Raw genomic sequence first — 20,378 nt, forward strand, 5'->3', positions numbered from 1 at the left:
CAGGATGGCGCCGTCGCTGGGGCAGGGCAAAGCGCTATATCGGCGTTCAGCGGCGCTGTTTGCGTGACTCTCGGGTTCGGCGAAGTTCCCGTTGCTTGGCCTTGTCCCGGTCGCTGGCTCCGGCCTGGGTGTCATAGGGATTCTGACCGGTACGAAACTCGAAGCGCATCGGGGTTCCGCGCACCTTGAGTACCTTGCGGAAGGTGTTCGTCAGAAAACGCTTATAGGCTTCCGGCAGCGCATCCGTCTGGTTGCCATGGACGACGATGATAGGTGGGTTGCTCCCTCCCTGATGCGCCATGCGCAGCTTGATCCGCCGGCCCCTGACCATGGGGGGCTGGTGCTCGCTGACGGCATCCTGCAGGATCGTCGTCAGCCGATTCGTCGACCAGTGGTGATGTGCCGAGGCAAAGGCGCGCTCGATCGATGGGTAAAGATCGCCCACCCCCGTACCATGCAAGGCCGAGATGAAATGAAGGTCGGCATAATCGGCGAATCCGAGCCGTCGCTTGATCTCGGTGCGCATCCGTTCACGGGCTTCCTGCTCCAGCCCATCCCATTTGTTCACTGCCAGGACAAGGGCACGACCGGAGTTCAGGACATAATCGAGCAAGTGAAGATCCTGCTCCACCAAACCGCTCCGGGCATCGAGCACCACGATGGCGACATGGCACTCCTTGATGGCTTCCAGGGTCTTGATGATCGAATATTTCTCGGCCACTTCGCGAACATTCTTGCGACGCCGTACGCCGGCCGTGTCGACCAGGACATAAGGTTTGCCGCGGCGCTCGAACGGAATTTCGATGGCATCGCGAGTGGTCCCGGCCTCGTCGAAGACCACCACCCGCTCCTCGCCGAGCATGCGGTTGACCAAGGTGGATTTACCGACGTTAGGTCGCCCGATGACACCGATATGGATGCCATTCGAGCGTTCGGCTGGCTCGTTCGTCTCTTCGGGTTCGGGAAACGGCTCGAGCACCTTCTCGATCAACGACGTGACATTGCGGCCATGAGAGGCGGCAATCGAGTGGGGGTCGCCCAGCCCCAACGACCAGAAATCGGCCATCGCCGAATGTTCCTCCAGACCATCGGTCTTGTTGACCACCAGCCAGGTCTTCTTCTGATTGACACGCAGATGATTGGCGATCGCCTCATCGGCTGGATGCAGTCCTGTCCGGGCATCCACCATGAAAAACACGATATCGGCTTCATCGATGGCCAGTAACGACTGTTCAGCCATGGCAGCATTGATGCCTTCCTCGTCACCGCTGATACCTCCGGTGTCGATCACGATATAGCGTTTGCCGCCCAATCGGCCGTTACCGTATTTGCGGTCTCGGGTGAGGCCGGGATGATCGGCCACCAGGGCATCGCGAGACCGAGTCAGGCGGTTGAACAGTGTCGACTTGCCGACATTGGGTCGGCCAACCAGTGCGATGACGGGAGTCATTATCAGTCCTGTAGCTCGAAGGTTTCGAGTCGACCGTCATTGGCCAACGCATGAATGCGCGTGCCGTCGGTAAGTGGGCGCTGGCTGATTCCGGAGCCGTTGACGCGTGTCCGGCCGGCCAACTCCCCATTATCGACATCCAGCAAGTGAAGGTAGCCATCGAAATCGCCGACCACCACATAACCGTTGGCTTGGGCCGGTGCCGTCAGACGGCGACCTTCGAGCTGCTCGCTTTGCCACAGGACGCGGCCGGAGAGCGCATCCAGTGCCGTGATATGGCTGTCTTCATCGACGGTGATCAGTGTATCGCCGACCAGCAGCGGAGTCAGATAGCTTGATTGCTCACGCTCCCAGAGCGTCTCCCCGCTCGTGGCTTCCAGTGCGACCAGGCGGCCATTGTAGCTGGTGACATAGAGTCGGCCATCTTGCGTAAGCAACGGCTGGGCATCGACATCGACCAGCCGTTCCACTTCGCTGCGACCCTGGGGAGTGGCAATGCGCATATCCCAGAGTGTTTCTCCGTTACGGTTGTCGAGCGTTGCGAGCCGCCCATCGGAAAGGCCGACAAAGGATACCTGGTCAATCACCTGTGGTGTCGCCGTGCCTCGCAGTGTCAACGCTGGCTCCGAGCTGTCGAAGACCCAGGCTTCACTACCATTGCGTCGGTCCAGGGCCGTGATGTTGCCGTCGGCACTTTGTACGATGACCAGGTTGCTGTTGGGTTGGGGGGCCGCCAAGACTTCGCTGGAAACACGCGATGACCAGACTTCATCACCGTCTTCCTGATCCAGTGCCAGGACGTCACCGTCCTGGGTGCCGACGTAAAGTTGGCCTGCAATCGCACTGAGACCACTGGAGATTCCCGTATCCAGATCGCGGGTCCAGCGCTGCTCGCCGTCGTCGGCATCGATCGCAACGAGCTGGCCGTCAGCAGAGGCAGCGAATAAGGTACCGCCGTCGCGGGCCGGGGTGATCGGATAGCGTGCTCGCCCGAGACCATCACCAATACTCAAGCTCCAGGACGAGTCCAGGCTAACGCTGGCATCGAAGTCAATGAGTTCCTTGGGAGGCGTGTCAGGTTGGGAGTTGCTGGCGCAACCGGCCAGAAGGGTCAACGCAGTGGCGATGATCAAGAACGTCGGTTTCATAACCCAGAATCCTCTGCACCGAGATTGTCGAGCTTTAGTTGAACGCCGTAGAGAGGCTGATCATGTGTATCGGATAGCTCCAGCGCTTCACGCCAGGACTCACGGGCGTCGTCGACCTGGTCGAGAGCCATGTAGGCATCGCCACGAATATCCGCTCTTTGTGGTGAAAGACTGTCGGCGATGTCGCCTTCGAGCTGTGCCAGGGCCGAATCAGGTTCGTCTTCGGCAATCAGCAGACGCGCCAACCGCAAGCGTGCAAGGTCGCGGATATAGTCCTGGTCGCTGGTATCGACGACATCGGCCAGGGCAATCCGGGCGCCGGCCAGATCGTCGTGGCGAACCGATAGCTTGGCCTCGAGCAGGAGAGCGAGATCGGCGTACAGGGTATCGCCATGCTCTTCGTTGATTTCATCGACCAGACCGAGTGCACGCGTCAGGTTGGCTTCATCCAGCGCATCACGTCCTGCCAGATCAAGCAGCTGCTGATAGCGCATCGAGGCGGCTTCCGCCTGACCGGCTTGGTAATCCTGCCACGCATTCCAGCCAAGCACACCAGCAATGGCGATGACCACACCCGCTGCCAGCGACAGACCATTCTGTTTGAACCAGCGTTTGATGGCTTCCAGCTGTTCTTCTTCAGTTCTCAGCTCCGCCACGAGCGATCTCCTTTGATACGGCGCTCTCCCAATCACTCGGGTGGGGAGAGTTGGCTATGGAATCAGGGTTAGAATGACCGGCCAAGCAGCTCGGGTAACTGCACAGCGAGATTATCCTGTGCCAGCTGCATCTGATCGCGGTCATCACGCAGGAACTTTACGGTGACGGTACCATTGGCAATCTCGTCTTCACCGAGCAACAAGGCAAGCTCGGCGCCGCTTCTATCGGCCTTTTTGATCTGGCTCTTGAAGCCGCCACCACCGCAGTGTACCTGCAGCTGGATTCCGGGCAGGGCATCGCGCAGCGCTTCGCCCAGCATGAGTGTGGCTTCGGTCGATCGGTCACCCTGGCCTGCCACATAGACGTCCAATCCGGGACGAGCGTCATCGGGAATCAGGTCCAGCGTTTCGAGCAGCAGGATCAAGCGCTCCATGCCCATGGCAAATCCGACGGCCGGCGTCGGCTTACCGCCCAGCTGTTCCACCAGGCCATCATAACGGCCACCGGCGCAAACGGTTCCCTGGCTACCGAGGGCCTCGGTCGTCCATTCGAAGACGGTGCGGGAGTAGTAGTCCAGCCCGCGAACCAATCTGGGATTGATGCGATAGCTGATACCGGCATGTTCCAGTAATGCGGTCAACGTGTCGAAATGTTCACGAGACGCTGTGTCGAGATGGTCCAGCAGACGTGGAGCATCGGCGAGCATCGGCTCCATGTCAGGATTCTTGGAGTCGAGAATGCGCATGGGATTGGTATACAGCCGACGCTGCGAATCCTCGTCGAGTACCTCCTGCTGTTGCTCGAAATAGGCCACTAATCTGTCAAGGTAAGCGGCCCGTGCGTCACTCGACCCCAGGGAATTGAGCTCCAGCGTCACATGATCGTCCAGACCGAGGCGCCGCCACAACCGGGCGGTCAACAGGATGACTTCGGCGTCGATGTCCGGTCCTTCGAGTCCGTAAGTTTCTACACCCACTTGGTGGAATTGCCGGTAGCGTCCCTTCTGTGGACGTTCATGGCGAAACATGGGGCCCTGGTACCACAAGCGCTGTGTCTGGTTGTGAAGCAGGCCATTCTCCATGGCGGCCCGCACGCAACTGGCCGTACCCTCCGGACGCAGGGTCAAGCTGTCGCCATTACGATCGTCGAAGGTATACATCTCCTTCTCGACGATATCGGTAACCTCGCCGATGGAGCGGGCAAACAAGGCGGTCTGTTCCAGAATCGGGGTGCGAATCTCGGCATACCCGTACGTCTGCATCAATTCCCGCACACACCCCTCGACGTACTGCCATAGCGGTGACTGTTCGGGCAGTAGGTCGTTCATGCCACGAATGGCCTGAATTTTCTTGCTCAAGTCGTACTCCTTGCATCATCACCGCGGATGGTTATTCTCCGCGGGCGATGACATCCTGTTCGGCTTGCTGTTTTTCGCGTGCCTTTTGGCGTATCAGGGCCTCGAGGTCATCGACCAGGTGGTCGTTACGCAATTTGGAAGCCGGCTTGCCATCGATATACACGAGATTGTTGGGGTCGCCGCCAGTCAGCCCCATGTCCGCTTCCTTGGCTTCCCCCGGCCCATTGACCACACAGCCGATGACGGCGACATTGAGCGGGGTCATGATATCTTCAAGACGCTCTTCCAGGGCGTTCATGGTACCGATGACATCAAAGTTCTGTCGCGAGCAACTCGGACAGGCGATGAAATTGATGCCTTTGGAGCGCAGGCCCAGACTCTTGAGCATGTCGTAGCCGACCTTGATCTCCTCGATCGGGTCTGCAGCCAGGGAAACGCGAATGGTATCGCCGATACCTTCCATCAGCAGAATCCCCAAGCCGATCGAGGATTTGACAGTGCCTGAGCGCAGGCCCCCGGCCTCGGTAATGCCCAGATGCAAGGGTTGCTCGATTTGCTGCGCCAGTTGCCGATAGGCCGACACCGCCATGAAGACATCGCTGGCCTTGACACTGACCTTGAAGTCCGGGAAATCCAGCCGATCCAGATGATCGATATGGCGCATGGCGGATTCGACCAGGGCTTCCGGTGTCGGTTCGCCGTATTTTTTCTGCAGGTCCTTTTCCAGCGAACCGGCATTGACGCCGATACGGATCGGGATACCGTTGTCACGAGCGGCCGATACGACAGCCTGGACACGATCTTCACGCCCGATGTTACCGGGGTTGATTCGCAAGCAGTCGACACCCAATTCAGCGACTCGCAGGGCAATGCGATAGTCGAAATGGATATCGGCCACCAGGGGAACGGAGACCTCGCGCTTGATGCGGCCAAAGGCTTCGGCTGCCTCCATGGTCGGCACCGATACGCGAACGATATCGGCACCCACCTCCTGTAGCTGGCGAACCTGCGAGACGGTTGCGGCGACATCCAGCGTGTCGGTGTTGGTCATGCTCTGTACGGCGATGGGCGCTCCACCGCCGACAGGCACCGAGCCTACATGTATCTGACGCGATTGCCGCCGCGTTATGGGAGATGAAGCGTGCATAATGCCTCTGACTCGAACTCCTGGTTCATTCGTCGTCGAGAGTGAATCGAGCAACGTTATTGCTGCCCGTGCGCTCCTCGAGATCGATCGTTTCGCCTAGATAGCGTAACTCAACGCCACTGGCATTGCCGATGGTCATGCGAAAGGGTGGTTCGCCTTCGGCGGTCGCTTGACTGCCTGCTTCCTGAAGGCCGAAGAAAATGCGCTCATCGTTCGCGTCGAAGATTTCCGTCCATGATTCTTCCTCGAAAGAGAGCTCAATGCGACCCGCATTCCTTTCCTGAGTATCATCGCCACTCGTCTCATCATCAGTGTCAGACCGGCTGGCGGTTTCCTGGCTTTCGTCATCGTCAGCGGACGACTCACTGTCGTCATCATCGGCGGTGTCTTCACTCCCCGAGGCCAGGTTGACATCGCTGCCACTGGTGACAAGCTCCGACTCGTCGGTGGCGTCATCCTCTCGGTCGGATGCATCGGCCGGGGAGTCACTCGAGGAGTCTTCGTCAGACGTCGTTTCATCGAGTTCACCGGTATCCGTGAGGCCACCCGTATCGTCCTCGACCAGCCCCATTTCGCCGTCTTCTTCCGGAAGCGGGGGAAGATCGTCACTGCCGGCACCTTCCTCATCGCTCGCCGCCGCTGACTCGCTGTCATCCGCGGATGCGTCATCTCCACCGGAATCGCCCTCCATGGTATCCACGGCGACGGGCTCGCTGTCACTCAGCCCCAGAAGATCATTGCCGCTACGACTTTGCCACCATAGCAGAGTCAGGCCGATCAAACCGACGATGACAAGTACCGTCACCAGTTTGAACAACCACGGCCCCAGACGAGAGGGCGGTTTGGTGACGTGCACCGGTGTGACCTTCTGCTCGGTATCCAGCGTTCCGAACTGGGCATTGTAGGCGGCGATGATGGGTTGTTCGCTGATACCCAGCAAATGGGCATAGGCACGCAGATAGCCTCGTCGATACGTGGCTACCGGGACTTCATTGTAGTCATCGTTTTCCAACCCTCTAACGACCGCCGGGCGCAGGTTCAGGGACGTGGCCACTTCCTCCTGGGAAAGGCCCTGAGCATCGCGTTCGCGCTTGAGTTGCTCCCCTGGTGACAGTTGGGGAGCCAGGTCGGCATCGGGGTCGTCGTAGTAATGTGTTTCGCCCATGACTGAGCATCCTTAATTCTGGAATTCGATTATTCAGAATCGCCCTGGATCGTCTGTCTTGACCTGTTTTCATGGCTGGACAGTGCGGCGTGTTCCTTGTTTCCTGTATCGATATCGGCAGTACCGTCGCTATGCTCCACCCCAATATCGGGGTCGCGCCCTGTCAACTGAATGTACCGTTGTCGTTGCATCGCGGCTTGTTCGTGATTGCCTTGTGCCTGTTCGAGCCTTGCCAGGAGCCTGTAACTCGTCGCCAGGCCGGGATCGATGGATTGCGCGCGCGCTAGACTGCGACGTGCCTCATCGATCTCGCCAAGCTCATGTTGGCATTTCCCCAGGTTGGCAAACAGCCGGGCCCGGCCGGCATAGTCCGTATCGGTCGAGGCGCGTTCCAATTGCCGGCAGGCTTCTGCAATGCGGCCTTGTTCATACAGGAAGGCGGCCAAGTTATTGCGTGCACGGGTATAGTGTGAGTCGACTTCCAGGGCCCGCTGAAAGTGCTGCTCCGCCAGCTGATTCTCACCCTGGCGCTGGTAGCCAATGGCAATGGCCTGGAGCGCCTCGGGATCATTCGGCGCCAGGTCTAGCGCATGATCGAGGGCCTGCATTGCACGTCGATTACTGTGTTGTGCAAGATAGGCGACCCCCAATCGGGTATAAGCTTCTGCAGGTTGCAAGCCGGCATCATAGGGAGAGCCTGAAGACGAATGGCTGGCACAGCCACTGAGCCAAGCCATGCTCAGAAGAGCAACCAGGCTCGCAGGAAAGGCAGAATAGCCAGGTAGGCCTTGGCGACCGATCATGAAGTCCTCTTGACGCATGATAATGTCCCACCAGGCTCGATCAACGTGGTGTCGAGCGATGTACAGTGCCCCGATACTTGCAGCAACGGTTTGAAAAGCCTACCCATCAAAGCGCTGTGTCCACGTGAAGTCAAGGTTGTACACGAGGTTAATCGGCATCGATCTGGATCGACTGAATATAACGTTCATGACGCCGCGTACGATCCTTGACGCGTCCCACCAGCTGACCGCAGGCCGCATCAATATCATCGCCACGGGTCATGCGGACCGGAGCCGTGTAACCGAGTTCATAGAGCCATTGCTGGAAACGCATGACCTGATTGCGTGACGGTTTTTCATATCCCGAGTGAGGGAAAGGGTTGAATGGTATCAGGTTGATCTTGCAGGGCAGGCCTTCCAGTATGGAAGCCAGCTGTGCGGCATGTTCGTGCTGATCGTTCACCCCCTTGATCAGTGTGTACTCGATGGTGATCATGCGGGTATCGCTGCACTTGCCGAGATACCCGCGGCACGCTTCGAGCAGTCGGTCGATGTTGTACTTGCGGTTGAGCGGCACCAGTTCGTTACGCAACTCATCATTGGCTGCATGCAGCGATATGGCCAGGCTGACATCGAGTTCGTCACCCAGACGTTCGATCATGGGGACGACACCGGAGGTCGATAGCGTCACCCGTCGCTTGGACAGGCCGTAGCCGTCATCATCGAGCATCAGCTTCATCGCCGGGACAACATTGTCGTAGTTCATCAGCGGCTCGCCCATACCCATCATGACGACATTGGTCACGGCACGATTGCTGGTGTCGCGCTGGGGCCCGGCGCTGCGAGTGGCGACCCATACCTGGCCGATGATTTCGGCAGCAGTCAGGTTGCGCTGGAATCCTTGCTTGCCGGTGGAGCAGAAACTGCAGTCCAGTGAACATCCCACTTGCGATGAAACGCAGAGCGTGCGTCGCTTGCCGCCCTCGGCGGGAATCAACACGGTTTCCACGTAGCTGCCGTCTTCGACTTCGAGAACCCACTTGCGCGTGCCATCACTGGAACTTCCCTCATAGACGACACCCGGACCCCGGATCTCGGCAACGTCGGTCAGCTTGGTACGAAGTGCCTTGGAGAGATTGGTCATGGCGTGAAAATCATCACAGCCTTCATGATGGATCCACTTCATGACCTGGGCAGCGCGAAACTTCTTCTCGCCTATGGAAAGGAAAAAGGATTCCATCCGGTCGCGTGACAGACCGAGCAGATTGGTGCGGGTGTTCTCAGTAGTCGCAGTCATGGCAGGCATCGCGCGTCGGTTGTCGAGACGCGGGGGGCACCCGCGTCAAGGTGGATCAAGTGCGCGGGCATATCTCGTCAGCAGAGAAGAAATAGGCCACTTCACGCTCGGCTGAGGCACTGGAATCACTGCCATGAACCGCATTGGCATCAATGGATTCCGCATAGTCGGCCCGTAGTGTACCAGCCGCGGCTTCTTTGGGATTGGTCGCCCCCATGAGCTCCCGGTTACGGGCGATGGCATTCTCTCCTTCGAGTACCTGTACGACCACTGGCCCGGAGGTCATGAACTTCACCAGGTCAGCGAAAAAAGGACGCTCCTTGTGCTCGGCATAAAAGCCTTCGGCTTGTTCACGGGAGAGGTGAAGCATCTTTGAGGCTACGACCTGGAGCCCGGTTTTCTCGATTCGGGCAACGATCTCGCCGATGACATTCTTGGTAACGGCATCGGGTTTGATGATGGACAAGGTGCGCTCATTGGCCATGGGGCGTGTCTCCATGAAGGGTTGATCAAAAGGTATAGGCAGCCTTATGACGTCGCGCCGCTCGGGAGCGATACATCAGTCGCTGCCCCGTAGCGGCGCGTCGAAAAAGCAGGGCCTGGCCGTTGCATTACATTGGTTTGACGGCCACACCGGTTAGCCGGTGAGTATAACGCCTCCAATGGTGGCGGGACAAACGCACTGTTGGCATCAAACGCTGAAGCTTTCCCCGCAGCCACACTCGTCTTTGACATTGGGGTTGTTGAAACGGAAGAAACGGTTGAGCCCTTCCGACACGTAGTCGACTTCGCTGCCGTCCAGCATCTCCAGTGCTTCGGGAGCGACGAAGACTCTGACGCCGTGCTCTTCGAACGAGACGTCGTTGGCCGCGGCCTCATCGGCAAAGTCCAGCACATAGCTATAGCCGGAACAGCCACTGGGTTTGACAGAGACACGCAGGCCCAGCCCAGAACCACGCTCGTCGAGTACATGGCGTATCTGGCTGGCGGCAGCGGGGGTAATGGATAGGTGCGCCATGGAGCTAGCCTCCTGCGTTGGGTTGAACATCTGGTGCCGTCATTGTCGCAGTGCAACCACTGCATGACGGAGTTCTTCAATTGCCGTATCGATATCCGTCAGTGTCGTGAAACGACCGAAGCTGAAACGCAACGATGACAGGGCACGACGGCGCGGCACGCCGATTTCCTTCAATACATAGGATGGCTCAACACTGGCTGAGTTGCAGGCCGATCCCGTGGAAATGGCCAACTGTCGCAAGGCCATCAGCAAGGATTCGCCATCCACGCCATCGAAGGCAAGATTGACGATATTGGGAATGGCAACATGGATATCGGTATTGTGGTGTACGGCTTCGAGATCGTCGAGGCCATCCAGAAACCGCGCGCGCAGTGTTTCGGCGTGAGCGCGGTCCTCCTCGAGTTGCGATTGGGCCAGAGCAAAGGCTTCGCCCATGCCGGCGATCTGGTGGGTCGCAAGCGTGCCCGAACGCATGCCGCGCTCATGACCGCCGCCGTGAATCAATGCTTCCACGCGGACGTCGGGATGTCGGCGTACATACAATGCGCCGATCCCTTTCGGACCATACACCTTATGTGCCGACAAAGACATCAGGTCGATACCCATGGTGGCGACATCGAGTGCCATCTTGCCGGCTGCCTGAGCCGCATCGACATGTAGCATGGCGCCATGGGCATGGGCCACCTCGGCCAGTGCCGGCAGGTCGTGGATGCTTCCCAGCTCGTTGTTGACAGCCATCAGAGAGACCAGCGCGGTATCATCTCGCAGTGCGTCGGCAAGCTGGGAGGGCGTGATACGACCATCAGCCCCCGGTGTCAGCCAGGTCACTTCGAAGCCGTCGGCTTCCAGCGCAGTGGCCGTATCCACAACGGCCTTGTGCTCGATGGTGGAAGTGACGAGATGGCGACCTCTATCACGGTTGGCCCGCATGAAGCCCGTCAGTGCCAGATTGTCAGCCTCGGTGGCTCCGCTGGTCCAGACGATCTCACGGGGATCGGCACCGATCAGATCGGCGACCTGACGACGCGCTCCCTCCACGGCTTGCTCAGCGAGCCAGCCGGGCATGTGGCTACGCGATGCCGGATTGGCAAAGGTGCCATCCATCGTCAAGTGCCGACTCATGACCTCGGCGACCCGCGGGTCGACCGGGGCAGTGGCGGCGTAATCCAGGTAGATCGGCGCGTTCATCGGTCCTTTTCAGTCTGCTATTCGATAGGGTTCTGGTTGTCCTTCGCCCAGGAAGAGGTTCAGGGCGAAGAAATGGCGATGGTATCGCCATCAGTGTGCAATCGCTGACGCTCGGCGATACGTTGTACCTCGTGGCGCTCGATCAATGCAGCCAGCGTGATGCCGTCCAGATAGCCGTGAATCTCGCGCGACAGGTCGCACCATAAATGATGCGTCAGGCAGGTGTTGCCTGTCTGGCAGTCGGACATGCCCTGACAGCGTGTGGCATCCACTGACTCATTGACGGCATCAATGATCTTGGCGACGGAGATGTCGTCCGTCGGACAGGCGAGCAGATATCCGCCACCCGGGCCACGTACACTATCCACCAGTCGTGCACGACGCAGCCGTGAGAACAGTTGCTCCAGATAGGACAGTGAAATGTCCTGACGCTGCGAGATATCAGCCAGACTGATAGGCCCTTGAGCTGCATGAAGAGCCAGGTCGAGCATGGCGGTGACGGCGTAACGTCCTTTGGTCGTCAAACGCATAAGCGAGTCTTCGACGGCTACGTAATTCAGAATCTTTGGCGGCGTGTGCGACGACACCCGTGATCGGAATATTATGAGAAGCCTGAGTGTTTTGGTCAACAATAGGATATCGTCACTTATCGTGAATCGTCATCCCCGTTCTGGTTCTTGCGTTGCGAATCACCGGCATCGGACGTAACGTCGTCCTCTTCAGGGGGCGGGCAGCAGCTATCGACGTCAGCCAGGATTTCGGCGAAGTCTTCGTCACGGAGCTCGGGAAGTTGGCCGTCGCGGTAGCTGGCATCAAGGCGGCGCAGTGTCGAGCACATCTGCTCGATGCGTTCGTCCACTGCGTGCATGTGGTCGAGCATGGCCTGGAATGACCGGGCGACCGGGTCCGGCATGTCCTGACTGATCCCGTATGCATCGAAACCGAATTTCTGGCGTATGGCCTCGCGTCGTTCAGGGTCGAAGGAGGGACCCTCTTCGGTATCGGGTTCCTCGCGTTTGACGACCTTGCCGGGAATGCCGACGACCGTGGCGCCTTCCGGTACCGACTTGGTGATGACGGCATTGGACCCGATTTTCGCGCCGGTACCGACAGTGAACGGGCCGAGAATCTTGGCGCCGGCACCGACAATCACGCCGTCCTGTAGCGTTGGATGGCGTTTCCCTTTGCTCCAGCTGGTGCCACCGAGCGTGACTCCCTGGTAGAGCGTGACATCGTCACCAATCTCGGTGGTCTCGCCAATGACGACTCCCATGCCATGGTCTATGAAAAAGCGGCGACCGATCTGGGCACCGGGATGAATTTCAATGCCGGTCAACCAGCGGAACAGCGACGATAGCGTTCTGGCCAGCCATTTGAAGTTGTGCTGCCATAGCCAATGGCTCAACCGGTGGGCCAGCAAGGCGTGCAGTCCCGGGTAATTGGTCAGCACTTCCAGGAAGTTGCGGGCCGCCGGGTCACGGGCAAATACGCTGTTGATATCTTCTCGCAGGCGGCGAAACATGCGGCTGTCCTTACTTCGTGAGAATGGCGTCGTGCGCAGGGACTGCGCATTTTGAACATACCATTATTAGGGCGTGACGTCGCACCTGCAAGGCGCTGTCATTCGACGCCGCATCCCGCTTCTCGCGACACTCAATTGGGTCGGTGCTTGCCGTGGTTTGTGCATTTCTGAGTTGCCGTCAGGATACCCCGCAGTATGTTGAGTTCCATACGGTTCAGCCGGGTGCGTTGATACAGTCGTCTGAGTCGTGCCATCAATTGGCGAGGTTTGGCCGGGTCATGAAAACCGATGTCGGTCAACGTCCGTTCCAGATGATCGAAGTAGTGTTCCAGCTCCTCGTGGGTGGCGAGTGGCTCATCCGAATCGATGGCCAGCGGTGCCTGGGGGGCTGGGGACTGTGCGACAGTGTCAGTGGTGGCGCCTGTGGTTGACGCCATCCACGCCAGTCGACACTCATAGGTCAGTACTTGAACGGCAGCCGCCAGGTTCAGTGATGCAAAATCCGGGTTGGTGGGAATATGCACATGGGCATGGCAGCGTTGCAGTTCGACGTTGGTGAGTCCGGTGTCCTCACGTCCGAATACCAGGGCGATACGTGAATCGGAAGAGGCTAGCTCGTGCGGCAAGCGTTCGCCCAATTGACGCGGCGTTACCATCGGCCAGGGCAGGGTGCGTGCACGTGCACTGGCGCCGACGACCAGGGTGCAGTCACTGACGGCCTCTCCGAGGTCATCGTGGACTCGTGATGTTTCGATGAGAATATCGGCACCGGAGGCGCGGGAATGCGCTTCCGGATCCCGTGGATCACAGCGTGGGTCAACCAGCGCCAGATCCGACAGCCCCATGTTATGAATGGCGCGTGCTGCAGCGCCGATATTGCCGGGGTGGCTGGTGCCGATCAGTACGATGCGAATCTGCCCTAGCATGTTGCGGGATCCTCGTGTGCCGAAAACGCTGCAGTTTATCACGCTCTATGGGCGTTATGACGATAGCCGTCATGGGGTGCTATCTGCTAGCATACGCGCCGTCAAATCCCGTTCTTTAACAGTGACCGACCATCCAGGGCCAGATCATGCATCCGATGATCCAACTCGGCCTGCGCGCAGCGCGTAGTGCCGCCGAACAATTCGTTCGTATTCGTGAGCGACTCGAGAATGCTCACGAGGAATTCAATATCGACCGTCTGCTAGAAGACACCGCTTACAATGCAGAAACGCTGATCGTGCACCAATTGACACGTAGCTATCCACAGCATGGTATTTCCGGCCGTTTCACGCCGCACCGGGAAGGCAGTGGTGAGGGACGCGACTATCATTGGCATATCCAGCCCGTGCACGGCTACGAGAACCTGAGCGTCGCCAGCCGCGACTTCGCGCTTTCCCTGGTCTGCGAGTTCAAGGGGCGCCCCGAACACGCTATCGTCATCCGGCCGTTCGACGATGATGAATACTTGGCCAGTCGTGGGCGGGGAGCGCAGTGGAATGGTAAACGACTGCGTGTCACCAAACGGACCGATATCCTGGGTTCACGAATCGCCATGGGCCTTCCCGGTGCCGAGGTGCGTTCACGCTATCTCCCCGCCTATCTGACGGTACTTCAGCAGTTGGGGCCACAGATCACCACGCAATATGCCAGTGGCAGTGCACTGCTGGATCTGATCGAACTGGCCGCGGGACGCGTCGATGCCGGTTTCGTGCTGGGTATCGAGGCTCAGGATCATCGGGTCGGTTCACTGTTGTTGAAAGAGACGGGGGCCTTGATGGGCAGCCTGGATGGGCGTCCCAGCGTCGAGTTCGATGGTACGTTGATGGCAGCGGGGCCGCGCTTGTACAAGACATTGGTCCAGCAACTCAAACCGCACGTCTCCTGACGGATCGCCTCTACCGGGTACTTGTGACTTGTGTTGTCGCCGGTCATGGACGAGAGTCTGCATGGACGGCGACCCTTCCTCATTCTCCCAGCTTGCGTAGCCTTTTGGTCCAGCGCTGTTTGGCGTACTTGCGCAGATTGGAGACATTGTCGGTCTCATCGACAATGTCCTGCCCCAGGATCGTCTCGATCACGTCTTCCATGGTCACGAGTCCCAGCCAGGTGCCGAGGTCGTCGTAGACGACACAAAGGTGCTGACGCGTGTTCAGCATCATGGTAAAGATTTTCTCGACACTGTCTTCGCCGTTGACCGAGTCGATGGGATGCATCAACGTCTTCAGTTTCGTGTCGTCATCGGCATGGTAGGTGTCGGCCTTGTGCACATACCCTTGGGCTTGCTCGCCACCGTCCATGACGGGAAACCGAGTAAAGGGGGTGTGGCCATGTTCCTTATCGAATTCGGCGACGGTCATTTGTGGGTTGAGCGTGACACAGACCGTCCGGGGGGTCATGACATTTCGAACCTGGATATCATGTAAGTTCAGGATGTTGGTGATAACACGCGTCTCGTCGCCATCCAGTGCCTTCTCTTCATGACCGATTTGTGCCAATGCCTTGATCTCGCCCCGCATGTCAACATTGTAGGCATCTCCGCCGATACGGTTGGTGATCCGTTCGGATAGCCAGATGAACGGCCTCAGGGTGATCACCATGACATTGAGCGTGGGGGCGAGCATGGGGGCCAGCTGACGCCAGTAGGTTGCGCCGATGGTCTTGGGGATGATTTCTGACAGCACCAGTATCATCAACGTCATCAGTGCCGATGCAATTCCCAGGTAGGCTTCCCCGAAAACGACCGTCACCTGGGCGCCGACGCCGGTCGCGCCGACGGTGTGGGCAATGGTGTTGAGCGTCAGAATGGCCGCAAGCGGCTGGTCGATGTTGCGCTTCAGCCCGGAGAGCTTGTCGTGCAACTTGGGGCGTGTATCACGCTGATGAGCGATGAAACTGGGAGTGAGAGAGAGTAGTGCTGCCTCGAGGAGTGAGCAGATGAATGAGGCGCCGATCGAGAGTGTCGCGAAAGTGACCAGTAATAGCATGATGCCTCGAATAGTCGCTGAACGAATAACAGCCGGGTAGCGCTTGCCACGTTACGCCTGTATCAGGTGGCGACAGGTGCGCAAAACGCATTGTTACTGATCGGCTGGTGATGGGCAATGTAGTGATACTGCGAACCAGGGGGTTGATGCTGAGTCCCCGGAAACGATACAGCCCCCGGCAGTAACCGGGGGCTGTGATCGGGGAAGGTCTGCCACTCAGGGAAGTTCTTCCTCCTCGTCGTCGTTCTCTTTCTTGGCGGGAATGAGATCCTGACGCTGAAGCCTCAACGGGATCAACAGCGCCGAGGCCACGTAGATGGAAGAGAACGTCCCGACTCCGATGCCGATGATCAGGGCAATCGAGAAGTTACGAATCAAGTCCCCCCCCAGCAACAGCAAGGCTAGCAGGACCAATAGCGTGGTGCCTGATGTGGCAAGCGTGCGTGACAGGGTGGCGTTGATCGCTTCATTGAAAATGGTCGGCATGTGCTCGATGCGCGATTTTCGAATATTCTCGCGTATCCGATCGTAGACCACGATGGTGTCGTTGAGCGAATAGCCGATGACGGCCAGAATCGCGGCAAGCACCGTCAGATCGAACTCGAGTCCGAATAGGGAAAATACCCCAATGACGATGATGACATCGTGCAACAGCGCCAGTAGCGCTCCAAGTGCGAACTTGTACTGAAAGCGAAAGGCGACATAAAGCATGACCAGTCCCAGGGCGAGCAGCATGCCCATGCCGCTCTGGTCACGCAATTGGTCGCCCACCTGGGCGCCGACGAACTCGGCTCTTATCAGGTCGACGTCGGTTCCTTCGTCCCGAAGCAGGCTGACCACCTCTTCACCGACATCGGGGTCATAGGCCTGTTGCAGGCGTATCAGTACTTCCGTCGATGCCCCGAAGTTCTGTACCGATACATCTCGGAAATCGGCATCCTCCAGCGTACCCCTGATGTCGTCCAGGGAGGGGGCCTCCTCGTACTTCACCTCAACGAGCGTGCCGCCGGTGAAATCAAGCCCCAGATTGAGTTGCTGTGTGGCCAGTGCGCCGATGGCAATGATCAACAGAATCGCCGAGGTGATGAAAGCCAAGCGGCGCTTGCCCATGAAATCGAACTGTCGCATCGCGAGGCTCCTCATATCCACAGTTTCTTGAGCGGCTTGCCGCCGTGAGACAGGTTGACCATGGCTCGGCTGACCAGCAGGGCGGTGAACATCGAGGTCAGGATGCCCAGCGACAGGGTGACCGCGAAGCCCTTCACCGGACCGGTACCGATCGAGAACAGGATGACCGCGACCAGCAGCGTGGTCAGGTTGGCATCGACGATCGAGCTGACAGCCCGCTCGTATCCGGCATGGATGGCTTGTTGGGCCGACATGCCGTTACGTAATTCTTCACGTATTCGCTCGAAGATCAGCACGTTGGCGTCGACCGCCATCCCCAGCGTCAGCACGATGCCGGCAATGCCCGGCAGAGTCAGGGTGGCGCCAAGGATCGACATGGCTGCGACCAGCAGGGCCAGGTTGATGCCAAGGGCGAGGTTGGCAATGATGCCAAAGACCTTGTAACGCACCAGCATGAACAGCACGACCAGCAGCAGACCGATCTGCACCGACATGATGCCTCGCTCGATGTTCTCCGCACCCAGGCTGGGCCCGATCGTGCGCTCCTGAGCGAAATAGATCGGTGCCGCCAGTGAGCCGGAACGTAGCAGCAGGGCCAGTTCCTCGGCCTCGGTAGACGATTCCAGGCCGGTGATGCGGAAACTGTTACCCAGGGCGCTCTGGATCGTCGCCAGGCTGATGATGCCGCGCTCGGTGGTGTTGACGCGCTCTTCGACCTCTTCGCCGTCTTCCATCACCGTTCGCATTTCGGAGTTGTGCTCGATGAACAACACCGCCATGTTACTGCCGATATTGGAGCGCGTGGCCCGGTTCATCAGGGTGCCGCCTGTGCCATCGAGATCGATATTGACCTGCGGGCGACCGTTTTCGTCGAAGCTGCGGTTGGCGTTGGATACGTTATCGCCAGTGATGATGACGTCCCGCGACAACTCGGCCGAACGTCCCTCCTCGTTACGGAATTCGAAGGTTTCCGTATCGCTGTCCGAGGCATCCGGACTGGCTTCCAGTCTGAATTCCAGTTCGGCGGTTGCGCCGACGATCCGTTTTGCCGCCGCAGTATCCTGTACGCCGGGTAGTTCGACAACGATCCGGTTGGGACCTTGGCGCTGAACCAGTGGTTCTGCAACCCCGAGTTCGTTGACGCGATTGCGCAAGGTCGTCAGGTTCTGCTCGATGGCATAATCCTGAATTTCGTCAACCGATTCATCGGTCAATGTCATGACCAGGCGTGCCGCCCGACCTTCGTCTTCCGTGCTGTAATCGAACTCGTCGAACTCTTGGCGGATCAATTGACGTGCCTGGTCCCGGTCGCCTTCGTCGGCGAAAACCAGACTGATGCGGCGATCCTCGATTTCCGTATCGCGATAGCGAATGCGTTCATCGCGCAGGAGTTCGCGCATGGCACTGCCATGGACTTCCAGGCGCTGGGTCAGCGCCTCATCCATATCGACTTCCAGCAGGAAGTGAACGCCGCCGCGAAGGTCCAGCCCCAGATTCATGGGGGCGGCGCCGAGACTTGCCAGCCAGTCGGGTGTCGATTCCGCCTGGTTAACGGCGACGACATAGTCGTCGTTCAATATCTCGCTGGCGATGTCTCGAGCGTTGAGCTGATCGCCGGCGCTGGCCAGTCGAATCAGAACGCTGCCACCGTCGGATTCGATGGCCGTAATGTCGATGCCGTCATCGCGAAGGGCGTTTTCTATCTCGTCGAGCTGGCCTTCGTCGAGTCCGGAGTCAGATTGTGCACTGCTGATCTGTATCGCCGGATCTTCAGGGAAGAGGTTGGGGAGGGCGTAGATCAGACCGACGACGATGACGATCAGTATCAGTAGATACTTCCACAAGGGGTAACGATTGAGCATGCAAGGCCTGCCTTGTTGCTAGCGTGACGCGGCCGCCGCGAAGGGTCTCGCGGACAGGGAACGAAAGGAAATACCCTGTATCCCCGCCGGGAAGCACGTCTGCTGCCCGACGGCGATGTCGGCACGGGTCAAATGGACTTGAGCGTGCCTTTGGGCAGTACGGCGGCCACAGCATTCTTCTGAACGCTGACTTCAGTGCCCTCGGAGATCTCCATGGTGATGAACTCACTGTCGTCGCTGACGCTGGTGACGCGGCCCAGCAAACCGCCGCCAATGACGATTTCGTCACCCTTGCTGAGGCCGTTGATCAGCTGCTTGTGTTGCTTGGCACGCTTGGCCTGCGGGCGCCACAGCAGAAAGTAGAAGATCAGCACGAAGCCGACCAGCATGACGATCTGCGCGATACCGCCACCTGCGCCTACTCCGCCTTCGGCATGTGCCGGGGAAATGAAGAAATCCAGCATCGGTTAGGGTCTCCTGCGAGAGTTGCGTATAAAACGAGTCATTTTGGGTCTTGCCTACGCCGCCGGTGCAGTCGGCACTGGTAACCCGCGGTGTTCGTAGAATGCATTGACGAAGTTCGCCAATGTACCCGCTTCGATGGCACCGCGCAAACCGGCCATCAGCCTTTGATAGTGACGCAGATTGTGGATGGTATTGAGCATTGAGCCAAGCATTTCACCACAACGGTCCAGATGGTGGAGGTAGCTGCGTGAAAAGTGTTGGCAGGTATAGCAGTCACAGCCCGCCTCCAGCGGATTGATGTCGTGGCGATGGCGTGCGTTGCGGATCTTGACCGTACCCTCGTCCGTGAACAGGTGGCCGTTACGGGCATTGCGGGTGGGCATCACGCAGTCAAACATGTCGATGCCCCGGCGAACTCCCTCCACCAGGTCTTCCGGTTTGCCGACGCCCATTAGATAGCGGGGCTTGTCCTCCGGCATCCAGGTCGGCAGATAATCGAGCACCGCCAGCATATCCGACTTGGGTTCACCAACGGACAATCCGCCGATAGCGAGACCGTCGAACCCGATCTCCGATAGGCCGGCGAGCGAGCGTTCCCGAAGGTGTGGGTACATTCCGCCCTGGATGATGCCGAACAGGGCGGAGGGGGAGTCATCATGGGCCTCACGCGAACGCTTCGCCCACCGCAACGACAGTTCCATCGAGGCCTCAGCCTCCGCTTCGGTTGCGGGGTAGGGCGTACATTCATCGAATATCATCACGATGTCCGAGCCCAGCGAGCGCTGGACGGCCATCGACTCTTCCGGACCCATGAATATCTTGGCGCCGTCCACCGGTGAACGAAAGTGAACCCCCTGCTCGGTGATCTTGCGCATTTCGCCCAAGGAAAAGACCTGGAAGCCGCCGGAGTCGGTCAGAATCGGCCGTTGCCACTGGGCGAAGTCATGCAGATCGCCGTGCGCTTCCACGACCTCGACGCCGGGCCGCAACCACAGATGGAAGGTATTGCCCAGAATGATGTCGGCGCCAATCGCTTCAACATCGGCAGGTGTCATGCCTTTGACGGTCCCGTAGGTGCCGACGGGCATGAAAGCAGGTGTTTCCACCGTACCGCGGGGGAACGTCAGGCGGCCACGCCGGGCGCGGCCATCACTGGCAAGGTGGTCGAAGGTCATGAAACAGTCGTTGCGCATGCCGTCTCTCTCTGCGTTGACGGAATCGAG

General features: G+C 58.8%; 20 protein-coding genes. 1 reads left to right on the top strand and 19 read right to left on the bottom strand.

Features of this window, described 5'->3' with window-relative positions:
* Positions 1-46: 46 nt before the first annotated feature.
* From der to BLW01_RS09215, 14 genes are all read right to left on the bottom strand, one after another.
* Positions 47-1,450 carry a ribosome biogenesis GTPase Der gene (gene der, locus BLW01_RS09150; RefSeq protein WP_092569209.1) on the bottom strand — a complete coding sequence of 468 codons (1,404 nt, stop codon included), beginning with the start codon at positions 1,448-1,450 and terminating at the stop codon, positions 47-49.
* Between the two features lie 2 nt (positions 1,451-1,452).
* A complete protein-coding gene (gene bamB, locus BLW01_RS09155; RefSeq protein ID WP_092569210.1) occupies positions 1,453-2,598 on the bottom strand; it encodes an outer membrane protein assembly factor BamB in 1,146 nt (381 codons plus the stop codon).
* Entirely contained in the window at positions 2,595-3,254 is a 660-nt protein-coding gene (locus BLW01_RS09160) for a YfgM family protein (protein WP_092569211.1), read from the bottom strand. Before BLW01_RS09160 ends, bamB begins: the two co-directional genes overlap by 4 nt.
* Positions 3,255-3,322: 68 nt before the next feature.
* Positions 3,323-4,612 carry a histidine--tRNA ligase gene (gene hisS / locus BLW01_RS09165; protein WP_092569212.1) on the bottom strand — a complete coding sequence of 430 codons (1,290 nt, stop codon included), beginning with the start codon at positions 4,610-4,612 and terminating at the stop codon, positions 3,323-3,325.
* Between the two features lie 31 nt (positions 4,613-4,643).
* A complete protein-coding gene (gene ispG / locus BLW01_RS09170; RefSeq protein ID WP_092569213.1) occupies positions 4,644-5,759 on the bottom strand; it encodes a flavodoxin-dependent (E)-4-hydroxy-3-methylbut-2-enyl-diphosphate synthase in 1,116 nt (371 codons plus the stop codon).
* 25 nt (positions 5,760-5,784) lie between these two features.
* Positions 5,785-6,924, bottom strand: a complete 1,140-nt coding sequence (locus tag BLW01_RS09175) for a RodZ domain-containing protein (RefSeq protein WP_092569214.1) — start codon at positions 6,922-6,924, stop codon at positions 5,785-5,787.
* Between the two features lie 29 nt (positions 6,925-6,953).
* Positions 6,954-7,745 (bottom strand): tetratricopeptide repeat protein, encoded by a 792-nt coding sequence (locus BLW01_RS09180; protein ID WP_229806317.1) that lies wholly within the window; start codon positions 7,743-7,745, stop codon positions 6,954-6,956.
* A gap of 130 nt (positions 7,746-7,875) precedes the next feature.
* Complete coding sequence (gene rlmN / locus BLW01_RS09185) at positions 7,876-9,003, bottom strand: dual-specificity RNA methyltransferase RlmN (protein WP_175529802.1); 1,128 nt, start codon at positions 9,001-9,003, stop codon at positions 7,876-7,878.
* Positions 9,004-9,058: 55 nt separating this feature from the next.
* Complete coding sequence (ndk, locus tag BLW01_RS09190) at positions 9,059-9,487, bottom strand: nucleoside-diphosphate kinase (RefSeq protein ID WP_092569217.1); 429 nt, start codon at positions 9,485-9,487, stop codon at positions 9,059-9,061.
* A 207-nt stretch (positions 9,488-9,694) separates the two neighbouring features.
* Positions 9,695-10,021: a HesB/IscA family protein gene (locus BLW01_RS09195; RefSeq protein WP_092569218.1), complete on the bottom strand. Its 327-nt coding sequence runs from the start codon at positions 10,019-10,021 to the stop codon at positions 9,695-9,697.
* 39 nt (positions 10,022-10,060) lie between these two features.
* The gene (locus BLW01_RS09200) at positions 10,061-11,209 is read right to left on the bottom strand and encodes an aminotransferase class V-fold PLP-dependent enzyme (RefSeq protein ID WP_092569219.1); all 1,149 of its coding nucleotides are present in this window, start codon (positions 11,207-11,209) and stop codon (positions 10,061-10,063) included.
* Between the two features lie 59 nt (positions 11,210-11,268).
* Positions 11,269-11,739, bottom strand: coding sequence for a Fe-S cluster assembly transcriptional regulator IscR (gene iscR / locus BLW01_RS09205; RefSeq protein WP_092569220.1), 471 nt, complete (start codon positions 11,737-11,739; stop codon positions 11,269-11,271).
* Positions 11,740-11,855: 116 nt separating this feature from the next.
* Positions 11,856-12,731, bottom strand: coding sequence for a serine O-acetyltransferase (gene cysE, locus BLW01_RS09210; RefSeq protein WP_092569221.1), 876 nt, complete (start codon positions 12,729-12,731; stop codon positions 11,856-11,858).
* Between the two features lie 131 nt (positions 12,732-12,862).
* Entirely contained in the window at positions 12,863-13,657 is a 795-nt protein-coding gene (locus BLW01_RS09215) for an RNA methyltransferase (RefSeq protein WP_092569222.1), read from the bottom strand.
* Between the two features lie 146 nt (positions 13,658-13,803).
* Between BLW01_RS09215 and BLW01_RS09220 the strand changes: the two genes are divergently transcribed.
* Complete coding sequence (locus BLW01_RS09220) at positions 13,804-14,601, top strand: inositol monophosphatase family protein (protein WP_092569223.1); 798 nt, start codon at positions 13,804-13,806, stop codon at positions 14,599-14,601.
* Positions 14,602-14,680: 79 nt separating this feature from the next.
* Here BLW01_RS09220 and BLW01_RS09225 read toward each other — a convergent pair whose 3' ends face one another.
* The 5 genes from BLW01_RS09225 to tgt all read right to left on the bottom strand — a co-directional run bounded on the left by BLW01_RS09225 (position 14,681) and on the right by tgt (position 20,330).
* Positions 14,681-15,700: a CNNM domain-containing protein gene (locus BLW01_RS09225; protein ID WP_092569224.1), complete on the bottom strand. Its 1,020-nt coding sequence runs from the start codon at positions 15,698-15,700 to the stop codon at positions 14,681-14,683.
* A gap of 216 nt (positions 15,701-15,916) precedes the next feature.
* Entirely contained in the window at positions 15,917-16,828 is a 912-nt protein-coding gene (secF, locus tag BLW01_RS09230) for a protein translocase subunit SecF (RefSeq protein WP_373293996.1), read from the bottom strand.
* 11 nt (positions 16,829-16,839) lie between these two features.
* Complete coding sequence (secD, locus tag BLW01_RS09235; RefSeq protein WP_092569226.1) at positions 16,840-18,690, bottom strand: protein translocase subunit SecD; 1,851 nt, start codon at positions 18,688-18,690, stop codon at positions 16,840-16,842.
* A gap of 128 nt (positions 18,691-18,818) precedes the next feature.
* The gene (yajC, locus tag BLW01_RS09240) at positions 18,819-19,154 is read right to left on the bottom strand and encodes a preprotein translocase subunit YajC (RefSeq protein ID WP_092569227.1); all 336 of its coding nucleotides are present in this window, start codon (positions 19,152-19,154) and stop codon (positions 18,819-18,821) included.
* A 54-nt stretch (positions 19,155-19,208) separates the two neighbouring features.
* Complete coding sequence (tgt, locus tag BLW01_RS09245; protein WP_189462067.1) at positions 19,209-20,330, bottom strand: tRNA guanosine(34) transglycosylase Tgt; 1,122 nt, start codon at positions 20,328-20,330, stop codon at positions 19,209-19,211.
* Positions 20,331-20,378 lie beyond the last annotated feature (48 nt).

Origin of the sequence: Aidingimonas halophila, assembly GCF_900106955.1 — a bacterium.
Lineage (GTDB): Bacteria > Pseudomonadota > Gammaproteobacteria > Pseudomonadales > Halomonadaceae > Aidingimonas > Aidingimonas halophila.

Excerpts from the sequence above, each read along its gene's own strand:
- der (WP_092569209.1), bottom strand. The coding sequence starts at position 1,450 with ATGACTCCCGTCATCGCACTGGTTGGCCGACCCAATGTCGGCAAGTCG.
- bamB (WP_092569210.1), bottom strand. The coding sequence starts at position 2,598 with ATGAAACCGACGTTCTTGATCATCGCCACTGCGTTGACCCTTCTGGCC.
- ispG (WP_092569213.1), bottom strand. The coding sequence starts at position 5,759 with ATGCACGCTTCATCTCCCATAACGCGGCGGCAATCGCGTCAGATACAT.
- BLW01_RS09175 (WP_092569214.1), bottom strand. The coding sequence starts at position 6,924 with ATGGGCGAAACACATTACTACGACGACCCCGATGCCGACCTGGCTCCC.
- BLW01_RS09180 (WP_229806317.1), bottom strand. The coding sequence starts at position 7,745 with ATGCGTCAAGAGGACTTCATGATCGGTCGCCAAGGCCTACCTGGCTAT.
- rlmN (WP_175529802.1), bottom strand. The coding sequence starts at position 9,003 with ATGACTGCGACTACTGAGAACACCCGCACCAATCTGCTCGGTCTGTCA.
- ndk (WP_092569217.1), bottom strand. The coding sequence starts at position 9,487 with ATGGCCAATGAGCGCACCTTGTCCATCATCAAACCCGATGCCGTTACC.
- BLW01_RS09195 (WP_092569218.1), bottom strand. The coding sequence starts at position 10,021 with ATGGCGCACCTATCCATTACCCCCGCTGCCGCCAGCCAGATACGCCAT.
- BLW01_RS09200 (WP_092569219.1), bottom strand. The coding sequence starts at position 11,209 with ATGAACGCGCCGATCTACCTGGATTACGCCGCCACTGCCCCGGTCGAC.
- iscR (WP_092569220.1), bottom strand. The coding sequence starts at position 11,739 with ATGCGTTTGACGACCAAAGGACGTTACGCCGTCACCGCCATGCTCGAC.
- cysE (WP_092569221.1), bottom strand. The coding sequence starts at position 12,731 with ATGTTTCGCCGCCTGCGAGAAGATATCAACAGCGTATTTGCCCGTGAC.
- BLW01_RS09215 (WP_092569222.1), bottom strand. The coding sequence starts at position 13,657 with ATGCTAGGGCAGATTCGCATCGTACTGATCGGCACCAGCCACCCCGGC.
- BLW01_RS09220 (WP_092569223.1), top strand. The coding sequence starts at position 13,804 with ATGCATCCGATGATCCAACTCGGCCTGCGCGCAGCGCGTAGTGCCGCC.
- BLW01_RS09225 (WP_092569224.1), bottom strand. The coding sequence starts at position 15,700 with ATGCTATTACTGGTCACTTTCGCGACACTCTCGATCGGCGCCTCATTC.
- secF (WP_373293996.1), bottom strand. The coding sequence starts at position 16,828 with ATGCGACAGTTCGATTTCATGGGCAAGCGCCGCTTGGCTTTCATCACC.
- secD (WP_092569226.1), bottom strand. The coding sequence starts at position 18,690 with ATGCTCAATCGTTACCCCTTGTGGAAGTATCTACTGATACTGATCGTC.
- yajC (WP_092569227.1), bottom strand. The coding sequence starts at position 19,154 with ATGCTGGATTTCTTCATTTCCCCGGCACATGCCGAAGGCGGAGTAGGC.
- tgt (WP_189462067.1), bottom strand. The coding sequence starts at position 20,330 with ATGACCTTCGACCACCTTGCCAGTGATGGCCGCGCCCGGCGTGGCCGC.